Annotated in this window: 11 protein-coding genes; 9 read left to right on the forward strand and 2 right to left on the reverse strand. The window is 46.2% G+C overall.

The window, feature by feature from the left end; translation table 11 throughout:
• The first annotated feature begins 30 nt into the window (after positions 1 to 30).
• The 9 genes from HMPREF0670_RS12915 (at position 31) to HMPREF0670_RS12960 (ending at position 11,094) form a co-directional block, all read left to right on the forward strand.
• Positions 31 to 840, forward strand: a complete 810-nt coding sequence (locus HMPREF0670_RS12915) for a cell division protein FtsQ/DivIB (protein ID WP_044078314.1) — start codon at positions 31 to 33, stop codon at positions 838 to 840.
• Positions 841 to 850: 10 nt separating this feature from the next.
• Positions 851 to 2,269, forward strand: a complete 1,419-nt coding sequence (gene ftsA / locus HMPREF0670_RS12920) for a cell division protein FtsA (RefSeq protein ID WP_009231597.1) — start codon at positions 851 to 853, stop codon at positions 2,267 to 2,269.
• 353 nt (positions 2,270 to 2,622) lie between these two features.
• Complete coding sequence (ftsZ, locus tag HMPREF0670_RS12925; protein ID WP_044078315.1) at positions 2,623 to 3,957, forward strand: cell division protein FtsZ; 1,335 nt, start codon at positions 2,623 to 2,625, stop codon at positions 3,955 to 3,957.
• A 79-nt stretch (positions 3,958 to 4,036) separates the two neighbouring features.
• Positions 4,037 to 4,489 carry a GatB/YqeY domain-containing protein gene (locus tag HMPREF0670_RS12930; protein ID WP_009231600.1) on the forward strand — a complete coding sequence of 151 codons (453 nt, stop codon included), beginning with the start codon at positions 4,037 to 4,039 and terminating at the stop codon, positions 4,487 to 4,489.
• A 1,206-nt stretch (positions 4,490 to 5,695) separates the two neighbouring features.
• Positions 5,696 to 6,322: a CDP-alcohol phosphatidyltransferase family protein gene (locus HMPREF0670_RS12940; protein ID WP_009231602.1), complete on the forward strand. Its 627-nt coding sequence runs from the start codon at positions 5,696 to 5,698 to the stop codon at positions 6,320 to 6,322.
• 27 nt (positions 6,323 to 6,349) lie between these two features.
• The gene (locus HMPREF0670_RS12945; protein ID WP_009231603.1) at positions 6,350 to 7,390 is read left to right on the forward strand and encodes a patatin-like phospholipase family protein; all 1,041 of its coding nucleotides are present in this window, start codon (positions 6,350 to 6,352) and stop codon (positions 7,388 to 7,390) included.
• Positions 7,387 to 8,142, forward strand: coding sequence for an SDR family NAD(P)-dependent oxidoreductase (locus tag HMPREF0670_RS12950; protein ID WP_009231604.1), 756 nt, complete (start codon positions 7,387 to 7,389; stop codon positions 8,140 to 8,142). Before HMPREF0670_RS12945 ends, HMPREF0670_RS12950 begins: the two co-directional genes overlap by 4 nt.
• Complete coding sequence (locus tag HMPREF0670_RS12955) at positions 8,124 to 9,416, forward strand: phosphatase PAP2 family protein (protein WP_009231605.1); 1,293 nt, start codon at positions 8,124 to 8,126, stop codon at positions 9,414 to 9,416. The genes HMPREF0670_RS12950 and HMPREF0670_RS12955 overlap by 19 nt, the downstream gene beginning before the upstream one ends.
• Entirely contained in the window at positions 9,397 to 11,094 is a 1,698-nt protein-coding gene (locus tag HMPREF0670_RS12960; RefSeq protein ID WP_009231606.1) for a bifunctional alpha/beta hydrolase/class I SAM-dependent methyltransferase, read from the forward strand. The genes HMPREF0670_RS12955 and HMPREF0670_RS12960 overlap by 20 nt, the downstream gene beginning before the upstream one ends.
• Here the strand turns inward: HMPREF0670_RS12960 and HMPREF0670_RS12965 are convergent.
• Together HMPREF0670_RS12965 and HMPREF0670_RS12970 are read right to left on the reverse strand one after the other, a co-directional pair.
• Complete coding sequence (locus HMPREF0670_RS12965; protein WP_009231607.1) at positions 11,075 to 12,139, reverse strand: winged helix DNA-binding domain-containing protein; 1,065 nt, start codon at positions 12,137 to 12,139, stop codon at positions 11,075 to 11,077. The genes HMPREF0670_RS12960 and HMPREF0670_RS12965 overlap by 20 nt on opposite strands.
• Before the next feature lie 226 nt (positions 12,140 to 12,365).
• The gene (locus tag HMPREF0670_RS12970) at positions 12,366 to 14,750 is read right to left on the reverse strand and encodes a TonB-dependent receptor (RefSeq protein WP_009231608.1); all 2,385 of its coding nucleotides are present in this window, start codon (positions 14,748 to 14,750) and stop codon (positions 12,366 to 12,368) included.
• Between the last annotated feature and the right edge of the window lie 524 nt (positions 14,751 to 15,274).

Below are 15,274 nucleotides of genomic sequence, written 5' to 3' on the forward strand. Positions count from 1 at the left end.
GGCTTAACCCCCGCCTGAGGGCATAGGTGTATGAATGTGAATTGGAAGAAAACTGTAACCATGCTGGTAGATGCGCTGCTGGCCGTCTACCTTGTGCTGGCGTTCACGGCTTTCAACAAGCCCAACGCCAAGGCCGCATTGTGCCAAAAGGTGCAGATAGACATCCAAGACGAAAACACCAACGGCTTTATCACCGCCAACGACATACGCAGTAGGCTGGATGCCAACCAGCTATACCCGCTGAACAAGCCCATGCAGGCGGTGCAGGCAAGGAAAATAGAAGAGATGCTCAAACGCAGTCCGTTTGTGAAAACGGTGGACTGTTACAAAACGCAAGACGGATGTGTCAGCATAAGCATCACCCAACGGATGCCCATCGTGCGCATTAAGGCCGCCAATGGCGAGGACTATTACCTCGACGACAACAATCAGGTAATGCCCAATTCGCATTATTCGGCCGACCTCATCATCGCCACGGGGCACATCTCTAAGGCATTCGCGCGAAACTACATCGCGCCCCTCGCCAAACTCTTCATGGGCAACGAGCTATGGGAGAACCAAGTGGAGCAAATCAACATACTGCCCGACAAAGGTGTTGAACTCGTGCCGCGCGTGGGCCAGCATGTTGTGTTCATTGGCTATCTGCCACAGGCCGATACGCAGAAAGAACGCAACGAGAAGATAGCCGACTTCGTAGAGAAAAAGCTCCTACGGCTAGAAAAGTTTTATAAGTATGGGCTCTCGCAGGTTGGATGGAACAAGTACAGCTACATCGACTTAGAGTTCGACAACCAGATTATCTGCAAAAAGAAGAAAGAAAACAAGAACAACCCCGAATAAGCATAGTGTTATGGCAAAGGATTTTATCGTGGCTATCGAGATCGGTTCGTCTAAGATTACCGGTATCGCAGGAAGAAAGAACACAGATGGAAGTATCTCCATCTTGGCTGTGGCCAAAGAGACGCCCTCTTCGTGCGTTAAAAAAGGCGTGGTGTACAACCTCGACCGCACCGTGCAGTGTCTCAACAGCATCGTGTCCAAACTCAAAACCACCCTCAAAGCCGAGATTGCCTACGCCTATGTGGGCGTGGGTGGACAGTCTACGCGGAGCATCGAGAACGTCATCACCAGGGAATTGCCTAACGATACCATCGTGTCGCAAGACATGGTAGACTCGCTGATGGATGCTAACCGCAGCATGGACTATCCCGATGCCGACATCATTGAGGCCATAACCCTCGAATATAAGCTTGGGCAACAATATCAAATCGACCCAGTTGGCGTGCCATGCACCCACTTGGAGGGGCACTTCTTAAACATTCTTTGGCGTAACAGCAACTATCGAAACCTCAAAAAATGTTTCTCTAACGCTGGCATCGCCATTGCCGATGTGTTTATTTCGCCACTGGCCTTGGCCGACAGCGTGCTGACCGACTCGGAAAAACGAAGTGGATGTGTGCTGGTAGACCTTGGTGCGCAAACCACCACCATTGCCGTTTACAGCAAAAGCCTTCTTCGCCATTTGGCCGTAATACCCTTGGGTGGGGCAAACATCACCAAAGACATCGCTTCTTTGCAAATTGAAGAAGAGCATGCCGAACGGTTAAAGCTCACCTACGGCGCCGCATACACCAATCCCGAAGAAGACAATACGGGGCTAACTTACGCCATCGACAGCGACCGCTCTATCCAAAGCGACACCTTCATGAACGTGGTTGAGGCTAGAATTGAGGAGATTATCGCCAATGTGAGGTACCAAATACCAGAGAAGTACGAGGGTAAACTGCTTGGCGGACTAATTCTTACGGGCGGTGGCGCACTGTTGAAGAACATCGAGGAGGCCTTCCAACGCAAAACCAACTTCAACAAGATACGCTTTGCCAAGACGGTGAAGTTCGATTTGCATTCAAAACATCCGGAAATCACTGCGCAAGATGGCACGATGAACACCGTTCTTGGTCTTCTTGCAAAAGGTAATCTCAATTGTGCAGGACGGGAAATATCTAACAATCTCTTCCCCGATGCCGAAACGGAACGCCCTGCAACGCTACCGTCGGAAGGTGAACACATGCCTAATGCCACCGACAACAGAGCCCAACAGGAACAGGCAAACAATAAGTCTAAATTCGAAACTAAGGAGAAAAAGGAGGATAAAGCCGAGAAAGAACAGGCCAATAACGAGCCAGAGGAAGAGAAAGGACCAACCAAATTCAAACAGTGGAAAGAAAAACTTAGTGGTTTCATTAGGCAAATGGCTGAGGAGGAATAAAAAATAAGAGGAGTAAAAGATAAGAGGTTGTAAAGCGTTAAGCCGCGTGCTTGGGCTTGGTTAGTAGGTTTAAAACAGCTAGGTTAGAAACCCTAGGAGTACTAGAAACCCTAGGAGCACTAGAATAACTAGACAGCCTAGAATCCCTAGGATAACTAGAAACCCTAGAACAACTAAAAAGCCAAGTGCACCAGGCGCAGCCATCTTTTCGCCCTTTCTAGTTTACAAGTTAACCAGTTAACAAGTTAACCAGTTGACAAGTTGGTGGGCGTTAGCCATTTTTTCATCTTTTCACCTTTTCACTCTTTCACCTTTTAACCCTTTCACAGGTCAACTTAAAAAAGAACAACGCTATGTCAGAAAAGAATATTAACAAAGGAATTGTGAACTTCGTAGACGAAGAGCACGGGGACAGCATCATCAAAGTTGTTGGTGTTGGCGGCGGTGGCGGCAATGCCGTTAACCACATGTTCAAAGAAGGAATACACAAAGTGTCGTTCGTTCTGTGCAACACCGACAAGCAAGCTTTGGACGATTCGCCTGTGCCCGTACACCTGCAATTGGGTAAAGAAGGACTTGGAGCAGGAAACCGACCGCTCAAAGCCAAGGCTGCCGCCGAAGAAAGCATCGACGACATCAAAGAAATGTTCAGTGATGGCACCAAGATGGCCTTCATTACAGCCGGGATGGGCGGCGGAACAGGTACGGGAGCCGCACCTGTAATCGCTCGCATTTCCAAAGAAATGGGCATCCTCACCGTGGGTATCGTTACCATTCCTTTCCGTTTCGAAGGCCTAAGAAAGATCGACCAAGCCTTGGATGGCGTAGAAGAAATGGCCAAACACGTAGATGCCTTGCTCGTTATCAACAACGAACGTCTGCGCCAGGTTTACCCCGAACTGTCCTTAATCGAGGCTTTCAAGCGCGCCGACGACACACTAAGCGTTGCCGCAAAGAGCATTGCCGAGATAATAACCTACCACGGCTTTATGAATCTCGACTTCAACGACGTGAAGATGGTGTTAGAAGATGGTGGCGTGGCCATCATGAGTTCGGGCTATGGCGAAGGCGAAAACCGCGTTCAACAGGCCATACACGATGCGCTTAACTCGCCTTTGCTCAACGATAACGATGTGTTCAACTCTAAGAAACTACTACTCAACATCTCGTTCAGCGAGAAGAACAACCAAGGTTCTAACCTCATGATGGAAGAGATTAACGATGTAGACGAGTTTATGGCCAAGTTCGGCCCCGACTTCATCTTCAAATGGGGCGTCACTTTCGACGAGAGTCTTGGCGATAAGGTAAAAGTTACCGTCCTTGCCACAGGCTTTGGCGTGGAGAACATCACCACTACACCCGAAAGAACTGCCCGTAAGTCGATTGAAGACATCGAGGATGCCGCACGCAAAGCCCAAGAACGATTGGATAGAACCAAGCGCATCGACACGTATTATGGTACCGACATGCCTGGCGGCCGCACCAAAAGGCATACCAATATCTACCTCTTCCGCCCAGACGACCTCGACAACGAAGACATTATTTTCGCCGTCGACGAGTCGCCAACCTACGCTCGTTCGCAACAAAAGCTTGAAGAGATACGTGGTTACAGCACTACCGTGCAGAAGAAAAAACAAGACGAGGTGGAGCCGCCAACAACCATGCAGGGAACCATTAGCTTTGCCTAGTGGGCATTCCTGGGAGGTACAGGCCTTATCCCACCCCACCCGTTTCATCCATTGCATCAACCCCATTAAGATTAAAATTATGGCTCAATTATTCGAACAGATAAGCAACGACATTAAGGAGGCGATGAAAGCGCGCGACAAGGTGCGCCTTGACACCCTTCGCAACATTAAGAAAGTGTTTCTAGAGGCCAAGACGGCACCAGGAGCAAACGACGTTCTTGAAGACGCCGACGCCCTGAAAATACTTCAAAAGCTAGCCAAGCAGGGTAAAGAATCTGCTGCAACCTTCGTTCAACAGGCTCGCCAAGACCTTGCCGATGCCGAATTGGCACAAGTAAAGGTTATTGAAGAATACCTGCCTGCCGCTCTGTCGGAGGCTCAAATAGAGGCGAAGGTGAAAGAAATCATCGCACAAACGGGTGCTGCCACAATGAAAGATATGGGCCGCGTGATGGGCATGGCTAGCAAACAAATGGCTGGCTTGGCCGATGGCGGAACCATCTCGGCCATCGTTAAGCGACTGTTAGCCTAACTACGTGTTGCGTTTAGGCTTGCTTAAACCTGAAAAATTGAAAAGGTAGAAAGGGTAGAAAGCTGCCGATGCCACCTTCCTCCTAGCTACCCTTTTGTTTTGTCGCCCATTGGCCAACTGGCTTACTCGCCAGTTCGCCAATGGGCTAGCCCATCAATTTATACGTCAGTTCGGTATAAATAATTCTCCCTCTTCCCCCTTTTTAATGGGGAGAGGTGTGCTGCATGGGCAGTCAGAAATCTTAAATTATTATTTTTATCTTTACAAACCCGACCTGATTTTCACGTCATTCTAGCGAAAAAGATAGGTCAAAAAGTAGGCAAATAGCCGCTTTTTCTACTATTTTACGCCTTGGCACTTGTCTGTTTTTAAGCATAAGACCTGCGTTTTGCACCATTTAGCCTTTCTAGAATGGTTGCCAACTCGTAATTTTGCAAGCCCAATTACCCACATTTTACCCCTAAAACCCCACTTTTTAACGGCTATTTTGCCCTTTCTAATCATAAAACACATGGTTAGAAGGGGCTTTATTTATACCATTTTGTTGAATGTTTATGCGTATTGCCTTGCATTTAACGGCATTTTGTACTGCGTTTTGTACCTTTTTACCTTGCATTTAGCATCAAAACGCACTGCATTTAGCACCAAAACGCACTACGTTTAGCGGCTTATTGCACCGCATTTAGCGTCAAAACGCACTGCATTTAGCACCAAAACGCACAAAAGTTGGTGCAAATGGCGTTCTCTTTAAATAAAAATTCATTTTGCTGCATTCGCATACTAACCTCCTTTTGCATCAAAACAAACCTTCGCGAGAATCGATTTTTTGCACGCCTGCTTACGCTTGGTGGAGAAAACGGGCGCTCATAATGTTAAATTCTTGACTAAAAACTAGACAAAACAACCGTGCGTTTACATGTGCATGGGCAACGGCAAGGAAAGCATGTACGCTTACGGCGGCCAGCGCGAGCGGTTGCAAGGCATACACCTTTTATCCCGAATTTGCGCAGCATTGGCAACGGCGCGACAAGTTTTTACGGCATTTATTGCGCATCTAAAAAAGTATTATTACCTTTACCGCCGTAATACGGCTTTTGGTTGAGGGGCAGTGCCGTTCCGAACAAAACCAATCGCACCCTGAGGAAAATGCTTTCGCATTAAAAACGTTAACGATATAAGCACATATTCATGTAAAACAAAGTATTTATGATATCTGTCTATTCCATCAAACCGCAGTTTCAACGGGCATTAACACCTATTTTAGAGTTGTTGCATCGTGCAAAGGTTACCGCCAACCAAATCACCCTGTGGGCCGGCATCCTCTCTCTTGTCATCGGCATTTTGTTTTGGTTTGCGGGCGATGTGGGTACGTGGCTCTACCTCTGCCTGCCTGTGGGACTGATGATACGTATGGCCCTGAATGCCTTAGACGGGATGATGGCTCGTCGTTACAATCAAATAACCCGAAAAGGAGAGCTGTTAAACGAACTGGGTGATGTCGTTTCGGACACCATTATTTATTTTCCGCTGTTGAAGTATCATCCCGAAAGCCTTTATTTTATTGTGGCTTTCATTGCCCTCAGCATTATTAATGAATACGCAGGAGTGATGGGAAAGGTGCTGTCGGCAGAACGACGGTATGATGGTCCGATGGGAAAGAGCGACCGTGCTTTCGTTCTCGGCCTCTACGGAGTGGTCTGTTTGTTTGGCATAAACCTTTCAGGATGTTCTGTTTACATCTTTGGGGCTATCGATTTGTTGCTTGTAGTCAGCACGTGGATTAGGATAAAGAAGACGTTAAAAGTAACTGGAAGTTCGCAAACGCCTGAGTAAACCGACGATATAGATAAGCAGTGGAGTATGAAAAAGAAACCTTATCCAACGGTTGCGGTTTTTTCTGGCGGTGGTACACGTTATGCTTTGTATCTCGGCATGTATGCGGCGATGCAGCATTATGGCGTAAAACCCGACCTGCTGATTGCCTCTTGCGGTGGCAGTATCGCTGCCAACATTATCAATTCGTTTGCTACCGATGAGCAACGAAAGGCCTTCATACAGTCGGAAGAACTGTATCGCTTTGTGCAAAACACTCGAATGACACGGTTTAAGATGCTGTATAAGATAGGTCTCTATTGTCAGCGCAAGGTGCGAAACACATGCTATGCACCTTATGTCGAAAATATTTTCGATAAGTTTATCGTAGACATGCCCACCGACATACGCCCCCTTTTGCCCTCGTTGGCTGTGCAGCCCACCCTTCCCACCATCGTAGTCGGTGCCCGATTGTTGTTTGACAGGGCCGACATCGGTAAAGAAAGAAACGGAAGAAAACTTTATAGGAAGGTGCTTTTTACCGATGCTGAGACAGCTCGAAACATCGATTTGTCTGCCATTAACTGCAATTTTAAAAGCTATGAGGGTAGTGCCATCGACTCGCAAGTTGAGCTGTTTCAAGACGTTCCCTTGCCCATTGCCACCCGAATATCTGTTTCGGATATGTTCTACGTTCAACCCGTACATTACAACGGCGCCTATTTTGCGGGCGGAATTGTTGACTTGATGCCCATAGAACTGGCCGAACAACTTGGCGAAACGATTTTCTTTGAGAAGAAAAAGGGTTTTGGCACCATCGACGAGGCACTTGTTAGAGCCGTTTTTGGCTATAGTGGAAACCGCCGATTGCAAGAGGTGATGACGCATTCGGTGAACTATTGGGTAGACACGGCCGACATGAACCAAGCGCTTTCGGGCCATTACATCGAGAAAAACATCAACATTTTCAAGCTCCGCGTAGAACTCAAGCTGCCCAAAACCTATGCGCAGTTTGTAGAAGATATGGACTTTCAATGGCAATACGGATACGATAGGGTTGCCCAACATTTTAAAAACAAACAGGTATGAACATCTTTATTACCGGCGGAACATCGGGTATCGGCTTGGCCTTGGCGCGGTTTTATACTGCCGAAGGCCACCGGGTAGGGGTGTGCGGACGAAATACGGCACGAATAGACAGGAGTGATGAGGTTAACAAACTGTTGCTTGCATACCAGCTAGATGTGTGTGATAAGGACGCATTAGCCGCTGCCGTAGAAGTGTTTTGTGCCGATAAAGGCTTGGACATGATGATTGTTGCTGCCGGATATTACCGTAACGGCGTTACCGAAGAAGTGGATTTTGAGCAGACTTCACAAATGTTGAAAGTTAACATCACGGGTGCATTGAATGCGATGGAAGTGGCGCGAGAAACGATGAAAGCATCGGGTGGACATCTGGTCGTGATTGCCTCGGTGGCAGGATTGCTGCATTATCCGTGCGCAAGCGTATATGCCAAGTGCAAACGAGCCTTGATACAAATAGCCGATGCTTATCGCCGAAGTTTGGCCGACTATCAAATAACGGTTACAACACTTGTTCCAGGCTACATAGACACGCCTCGATTGAGAGAGATATACCGTAACGACCTTTCCAAATGTCCGTTCTGCATGCCCTTAAATCGGGCTGTCGAAACAATGACAAAGGCCATAGCGCAGCGCAAAGAACAGGTGGTTTTTCCGCCAAAAATGCGCCTTTCCATCGCCTTTCTTTCGCTTTTACCCACTTGTTTGTTATCGGCTTTTATGCACCGAAAGACATTATGGAGCATTCCCAAATAAACGATAAAACGATATGGGCGTGTAAGCGGCCCTTGCCAAACGGTTTGATGCAGCGTTGCGGTATAGATAACAAATGCTTGCAAGTAAGCAAATACATCGCCCTTGTTATCTGTTGGGGAGTATTCTATGCTGTTTATACTTTTGCAGCAAGCTATGCGGCATCGCTTAAAGAGGTGTCTTCGCTTTGCTTTTCGTTTGAAAAGGCCATACCGTTTGTACCTTTTGCCATCTATTTTTATAGCAGTAGTGTGGTGTTTTTTATATGGGTTTTCTTCCTTTGTAATACCTTTCGTCAACTGTCGACATTAAGTAAACGCATCGTTTTTATAACCATTTTATCGGGAATTTGTTTTATTGTCTTTCCGTTAAAACAAAGTTTTGTACGTCCGGAAACAGCCCATATTTTGTTTTCTTTCATCAATACGTACGATACGCCTTTTAATCAGGCCCCGTCTTTGCATATAGGTTATGCCTGCATCTTTTGGAGTGGGGTGCGAAATAGCAGGTTGAGAAACTTTCTGAGAATGTGGTTGGTGTTGTTAATGCTGTCTACCCTTTTGGTATATCAGCACCATTTCATCGATATTACTACCGGTTTGATGGCAGGTTTTCTGACGTTATGGATGTTTCCTTACCGTAAAAAGCGTAACCGACAAATAGCAAAGGTTTACTTTTTTGTTGCCGCCGTGGCACTGACGGCGTTGTTGTTTGCCATCGAACATTCGGTTTTAGGAAGTATTTTTTTATTGTGGGGCATACTCGTCTTGCTTTTATTGGGCCGTGCTTATTATCGCTCTAATCGACATTTTCTTAAAGACGACCACGGTTGCATCGGTTTTTTGCGTTATATTTTCTATTTTCCCTATATCGCAGTGTATCGCATATTGTGGCTGTTTTCTCGTCAGGCACCTGTAGAAATGGCACCCAACATCTTCGTTGGAGGCTTGCTTTCATGCCGTTCTGCGCGGAAATTCGCCCTATTGGGAGAGGTTTCGGTGTTCGACCTTTCAGCCGAATTACCCGAAAACGCCTACTTTCGCACATCGGCAGATTACCATTGCTTTCCGCTTTTGGATATTGCCACTATCCCCAAAGCCTGTGAGGAGCGTATTGTAACCACAGTTTTAGAGAAGATGAAAGCCAGTGAAGTGCCTCGAAAGCTATATATTCATTGTGCAATGGGCCGTTTTCGGAGTTGCCGAATAGGTGAAGCGGTGCTGTTAACGATAAGTAAAAATTTAACCAGAGATAAAAATGGAAACAGGAACATTTAAGAGTTTTGACAACGCAGATATTTTTTACAGGGCGTGGAATTACAACCCTTCGCAGAAGACCATTGTGATATTGCATCGCGGGCACGAACATTCGGGACGTTTGCAAGCCTTTGCCGAGGACGAACAATTTGTGCATTTCAACATCTTTGGCTTTGATATGCGTGGACTGGGGCACACTTCGCAACCCGTTTCGCCCCATTTTATGGACTATGTGCGCGACTTGGATGCTTTCGTAAAATACCTCCATGAGCAGTATGGAATTGTTGAGAGAGACATCTTTGTGGTGGCTAACAGCATTGCAGGCGTAATTGTATCGGCGTGGTGTCACGACTTTGCGCCCCGTATTGCCGGTATGGCACTTCTCGCTCCTGCGTTTACCATTAAGTTATATGTGCCTTTTGCAAAGACGGGAATTGCGTTGGCAGCGCGGCTTTTCAAACATCTTACGGTGCCCAGTTATGTAAAATCGAAGGTGTTGACACATGATGTGGAACAGCAAAAGGCGTACGACACCGACCCGCTAATTACTAGAGAAATTGATGCGCACTATCTCTTGGATTTGCTGAAAGCAGGAAAGCGTATCGTAGAAGATGCTGCTGCCATTACGATACCAACGCTGTTGCTCTCTGCCGGTAAAGATTACGTGGTGAAAGACGATATGCAAAAGCGTTTTTTTGTTGACATCAGCTCCACCCAAAAGCGGTTTATCAAGCTCAAAGGGTTTTATCACGGGCTATTGTTTGAAACGCAACGTGAGCAGGTTTACAATCCTATTGCCGAGTTTATCAACCGCTGTTTCTCACTCGAACAACCGCCAACGACCTGTATGCCTGATAAATTTACAGTTGACGAGTATAACAAAATGGCTCTGAATATGCTTCCCCGAATTGAACGTTGGGGCTTTGGGATACAGAAATGGATGCTCCATCATTTGGGATTTCTTAGTAAAGGAATGCGTGTGGGACTAAAATATGGTTTTGATTCGGGTATGTCTCTCGATTATGTTTATCGCAACCACGCACAGGGATGCGGACCAATTGGACGATGGATAGACAGAGGTTATCTTAACGCCATTGGTTGGAGAGGAGTGAGAATACGCCGAGAGAATCTCGTATCAATTGTAGAAGAACGTATTAAAGCGCTCGAACAGCGCAATGAACCGGTGAAAATACTCGATATAGCCGGTGGAACGGGTAATTATTTGTTCGACATCAAGCGTAAGTTTCCTGAAATAGAAGTGGTTATAAACGACTTTTCGGAAGCAAACATTGCTTTCGGCGAGGCACAGATACAACAGCAAGGACTTCAAAATATACGGTTTACTCGTCTTGATTGTTTTAATAAAGACTCATATCAACAGCTGAATTTTGAGCCTAATATCGTTATTATTTCCGGTATATTCGAGCTGTTTGGTGATAACGAGCTTGTTTGTAACGCCATCTCCGGCGCTTTATCCGCACTGCAACCAGGCGGCTTTTTGGTCTATACTGGTCAGCCTTGGCACCCTCAGTTAAAAATGATTGCTTTCGTATTAAACAGCCATCAAGAGCGCGATTGGATTATGCGGCGGCGTTCGCAACGCGAACTGGACAGTCTTTTCGCCTTTTATGGCTTAACCAAATGTGGCATGAAACTCGATAACTTCGGCATTTTTACCGTTAGTTATGGAATGAAATAAGTTGCAAACGGGCTTTTTCTTCAGCCGCAGACAAATCAGTTGGGGTGTCGTTATCAAAGTAAGATGTGTTGACGGCGATGTTTCGGCGTGTCAAAGTCATTTTCCAATTACCCGTCGCCCTGCCATTTTGTAGGATAAGAGGAAAGAAAATACCGTTGTTAGTAAATGCTTTGCTGTTGTGAGAAGCTTGCAAAACATCGCCGCGATACTTGTAGGCAATGATGTATTCGTCGTAAGCAGGCAGAAAGATAAAGCTTTCTTTCTCTTTGATGTCGATTGAAGAAGAATCGTGCAGCAGGTAAGTTTTATCGTTGAAAGCGACCTTTTGAAGCTCTTTTTCAATAATTTCAACGCCCAATCGCGCCTCTTTTATTGACAATCCCGACCACCAACAGAAGTCGTCTAACGTTGCGGGGGCATGACTTCTAAAATAATTGCGTGCCAATATGCTCAACGCCTCGTCTTTTGTGGGTAAGGGCATAGGGGCTACTCGCTCGTCTAAGAGCATGTAGGTATGTGTGTTTCCCGCTTCAGGACCGCTGCAAATGAGTGCCTCGCATTCGGCATTCTCCAAAAAGCGGTTCATAAAAATGGTGTCCGAAGGTAAGCCTTTTTCAGCTATTCGTTCTGTAATTTGCTGTTTGGTAAGGCTCTTTCCACCGCTTAACATATCATAGATATGCTGGTTAGCGGTATCGTACATCTGCTCGGTGATGGTCAGTCCGTGTCCTTTCATCAACGATGCGTAGGCAGATTTCAGCCTGTTGCACGACAATTTGAGCATCCAACGAATATCGTTTGGACTTACATAATGCCATGTAGGGCGTAGTACGTGGGTGCGAAGAATCTCTCCACGGTCGAGGGCTTGCTTGATATGCTGCATCGTTGCACCACGTGTACGTATTCCTAGTGCCAGCTTTGCCATTCGGGGTTGTTGTGCTTGTATGGCTCCCATCCAGGCTACAACATCTTTTACGTCGGTAAAATCGGGGTTAATTAACTGTTGGGCGCGCAGCCGAATCATTGGGATATTTATTTTTTTCATGCCTTTTGTGGGGATGTTTACTTCTTGCAAAGGTAATCAGAAATGTGTAAACTCGGTATCAAAATGGTGTTAGCCCCTTTGATTTCTTGGTTAGGTAGTCTTTAGTAAAGTTCATTGGGCTTGTTTTTACAAGGGGACTTCGTGGTGAAACCTTAGGATTAGACAAAAATGGCTGTATCGGATGCTCTCTTGATACAGCCATTTATGCTATCTGTAAGTGGTTCGTCTAGAACTTAATCATAATCCCGACCGTGGGGAGAATTGTTCCACTATAGTACACCAGTGTACGAAGCAACTGTTTGGTGTGGGGTGAAGTGGGGTCGTCCATTACATGCCCCTCGGCATCACGATTGGTATATATCGGTTTGGATGGCGTATTGCTGATGTAGGCATTCTGCACATCGAGATATAGATTGAGCATCCAATGCTTGAAATAGAACTCCTTATCTAAGCGCACATCCAGCTGATGAGCATCAGCAAGGCGTAGTGTGTTGAATTGCTCGTAGTCGGTATAGGCCTGATTGGTAATAGACCATGCAGCCTTGTTTGTAGAACGCTCTACATCAATGGGCGAATAAGGAGCACCGCCTATGTAACGCCAGCGAGCTGAGATGTACCAGCCTTTGGGTAGCTTGTAGCTTGTTGTAAGATTGAGGATGTGCCTCGTGTCCCACGAAGAGGGGCGGTAGATGCCGTTTTTGTCTGTAAACTCACTCCTAAAAAGTGTGTATGTAGCAGTCAGGTCTATATCGCGCCACCCCATAAGCTTAGCCACAACTTCCACACCATAGGCCCTGCCCTTGCCCGTAGACATAACGGCCTCGTCGCCAACTTGTCCATAGTCTACTCCCTTGCTGGCCAAACTAATTCCGTCGGTAAGGGAAATAGGATAGTTGCTATACTGCTTATAGAAGCCCTCAAGAGAGAAACGCAGGAAGTTACCGGGATGATATTCCATGCCCACAATAGCTTGATTGGAGGTGATATACTTGAGTGCATTGCTGCGATTGACATAGTTTCCCTCGGTATTGCGGTAGCCCATCGTTGTGTAGGAGGGGGGCATCGCATAGCGCCCGATGTTGGCATTGAGGTCGAAGTCTTCCGAAAATGAATACGATAGCGATAGTCTGGGCGACAACTGCTTGAGCGGATTACTCATGCTAGCTGTGAAAGTATTACCCACTAAATTTACCCCAAGAGAAACCTTGAACCGATTGTTAAGGTACTGATCCGAAGCTTGCACGAATGCTTGGTAAGAAAGCAGGTCGATGCTGCTGTGATATTGGAAGGGGACAACATTTCCCGATGCGAACTGTAAGCGATATACGTCATTTGCATAGTTGCTGTATTTGATGCCAGCTCCAAAGTTCAGTTTGATAGGCAGCGTAGTATAGTTGCGCTCGTAGCGTAGTTTAATCTCGGCTTCGTCCGATTGGTAGTCGGATATTTTGGATGCCGACTTATCGTTATCTTTATACTTTACACCTGCGTTGCGCAGCATGTTTCGGCTTAGAATCCAACTATCGACGAAGCGTTTGCCGTAGTGTTTGTAGGCCAACCCGAAGGTATAGTTCCACTGGGAGTACTCGGGCAGGTAGCCTAGTATGTATTTCTGCGCCTCGGTACCTGTCTGTTCGAGGTTTCTGTTGAGGCTCATGTTGTCGATAGCGCCTATACCAATCACGGTAATCTCATGATGTGGGTTGATGCGCCATTTGTATTTCATTTGAAAGTCGTTGTAGGTGGGTAAAAAAGGCAAGCCAATCACCTTGAATAACCACTGCAAATAAGATTGACGAAAAGAGACGATGAACGATGCATCCTTGCCCAAAGGGCCGTCTAAGGTAATCCCTGCATCCGATGCTCCTACCGCAACCTTTGTATGCAGCCTGTCTCTGCTACCATCTTTTTGCTTGATCTCCATCACGGAGCTAAGCGTATTGGGTCTGTTAGCAGGGAAAGCTCCCGTATAGAAACTGATTTCGCGCACAAAGTCGGGGTTAATGATGCCGACAACTCCTCCCGATGCCCCTTGTGTGGCAAAGTGATTAATCACGGGTATCTCTATGCCATCTAGGTAAAACACATTCTCTGTGGGGCCTCCGCCACGTATGATGAGGTCGTTCCGGTTAGGAGCCGTGGCACCAACTCCTGGCAGTATTTGCACCAGTTTGGAAACATCGCGATTGGCTCCAGCACTCTTCTCAATCTGATGTACCCCTAAAGGGAGTACCGAGACCGGACTCTCGGTAGGGCGAAGCAATAGATTGGGGCTAACTAAAACTTCTTTGAGCGTTGTGGAGGCTTCGCTGACCATAATGTCTATAAAAGTGGTTTGGTTACCCAGTACTTGTAGTTCCTCGGAGATTTTAGTCTCGAAACCTACCATACTGACGACGATTTTATGGAAACCGGGCTGTACGCCCGTGATTTTAAATGTTCCTTCTATAGAGGTTTTCGCACCGAGAGAAGTTCCTTGTACTTGTACTGTGGCGAACTCTAGTGGTTCGTTGTTCTTGTCATTGATGACGCGCCCTTGGATAATTCCTGTTTGGGCAAAACCATTATAGGCGAGCAGGAAGGCCAAACATAATAGACTGTATATCCGCATTGTTGCTTAATTGAAAAATAGATGTAGTCAAATAGTCCCTACCAGCTGTTCGTAAGGATTACCTAATCTTGTTTTACAAAGATAATACAATTACTAACAAACGCAACAATAAAAAGAACAAGATTATACTATTTACGCCAGTTCGGTATAAGAAAGTTCGCTAAAAGGTTAATAGTCTTGCTATTGTTTTGTGTTTTTATAGTTGAAAATCACTAACTTACAAAGCACATACAGCCATGATTACCACTGATAAAGCTACTGAAGTGTTGTGTATATTGGATGAGTTAAGTAAGAATTTAGATGCCGAATGAACTAAAAACCTCCATGTTGCACCCGTAGGTGAGGGATATAAGCGCATGAGAAACCGCAAGTGCCAAATGTCTAAGAGCGAAACCATAACCATTCCATCGTTCGCATTTTCATAGTTCCGCAAATGCGCTTGCTAAGCCTTGATGATGCATTATTACGTTAACCGCCGTGTTAAATACGTTTTGTACCAAAGCGAGAGCTGAAAAAGCTCTCTA

This window comes from Prevotella sp. oral taxon 317 str. F0108, assembly GCF_000162415.1.
Classification (GTDB): domain Bacteria; phylum Bacteroidota; class Bacteroidia; order Bacteroidales; family Bacteroidaceae; genus Prevotella; species Prevotella conceptionensis.

What these genes read in the sequence shown, in the direction of transcription:
- HMPREF0670_RS12955 (WP_009231605.1), top strand. Translation starts at nt 8,124, where the DNA reads ATGGAGCATTCCCAAATAAACGATAAAACGATATGGGCGTGTAAGCGG.
- ftsZ (WP_044078315.1), top strand. Translation starts at nt 2,623, where the DNA reads ATGTCAGAAAAGAATATTAACAAAGGAATTGTGAACTTCGTAGACGAA.
- HMPREF0670_RS12960 (WP_009231606.1), top strand. Translation starts at nt 9,397, where the DNA reads ATGGAAACAGGAACATTTAAGAGTTTTGACAACGCAGATATTTTTTAC.
- HMPREF0670_RS12915 (WP_044078314.1), top strand. Translation starts at nt 31, where the DNA reads ATGAATGTGAATTGGAAGAAAACTGTAACCATGCTGGTAGATGCGCTG.
- ftsA (WP_009231597.1), top strand. Translation starts at nt 851, where the DNA reads ATGGCAAAGGATTTTATCGTGGCTATCGAGATCGGTTCGTCTAAGATT.
- HMPREF0670_RS12945 (WP_009231603.1), top strand. Translation starts at nt 6,350, where the DNA reads ATGAAAAAGAAACCTTATCCAACGGTTGCGGTTTTTTCTGGCGGTGGT.
- HMPREF0670_RS12940 (WP_009231602.1), top strand. Translation starts at nt 5,696, where the DNA reads ATGATATCTGTCTATTCCATCAAACCGCAGTTTCAACGGGCATTAACA.
- HMPREF0670_RS12965 (WP_009231607.1), bottom strand. Translation starts at nt 12,139, where the DNA reads ATGAAAAAAATAAATATCCCAATGATTCGGCTGCGCGCCCAACAGTTA.
- HMPREF0670_RS12950 (WP_009231604.1), top strand. Translation starts at nt 7,387, where the DNA reads ATGAACATCTTTATTACCGGCGGAACATCGGGTATCGGCTTGGCCTTG.
- HMPREF0670_RS12970 (WP_009231608.1), bottom strand. Translation starts at nt 14,750, where the DNA reads ATGCGGATATACAGTCTATTATGTTTGGCCTTCCTGCTCGCCTATAAT.
- HMPREF0670_RS12930 (WP_009231600.1), top strand. Translation starts at nt 4,037, where the DNA reads ATGGCTCAATTATTCGAACAGATAAGCAACGACATTAAGGAGGCGATG.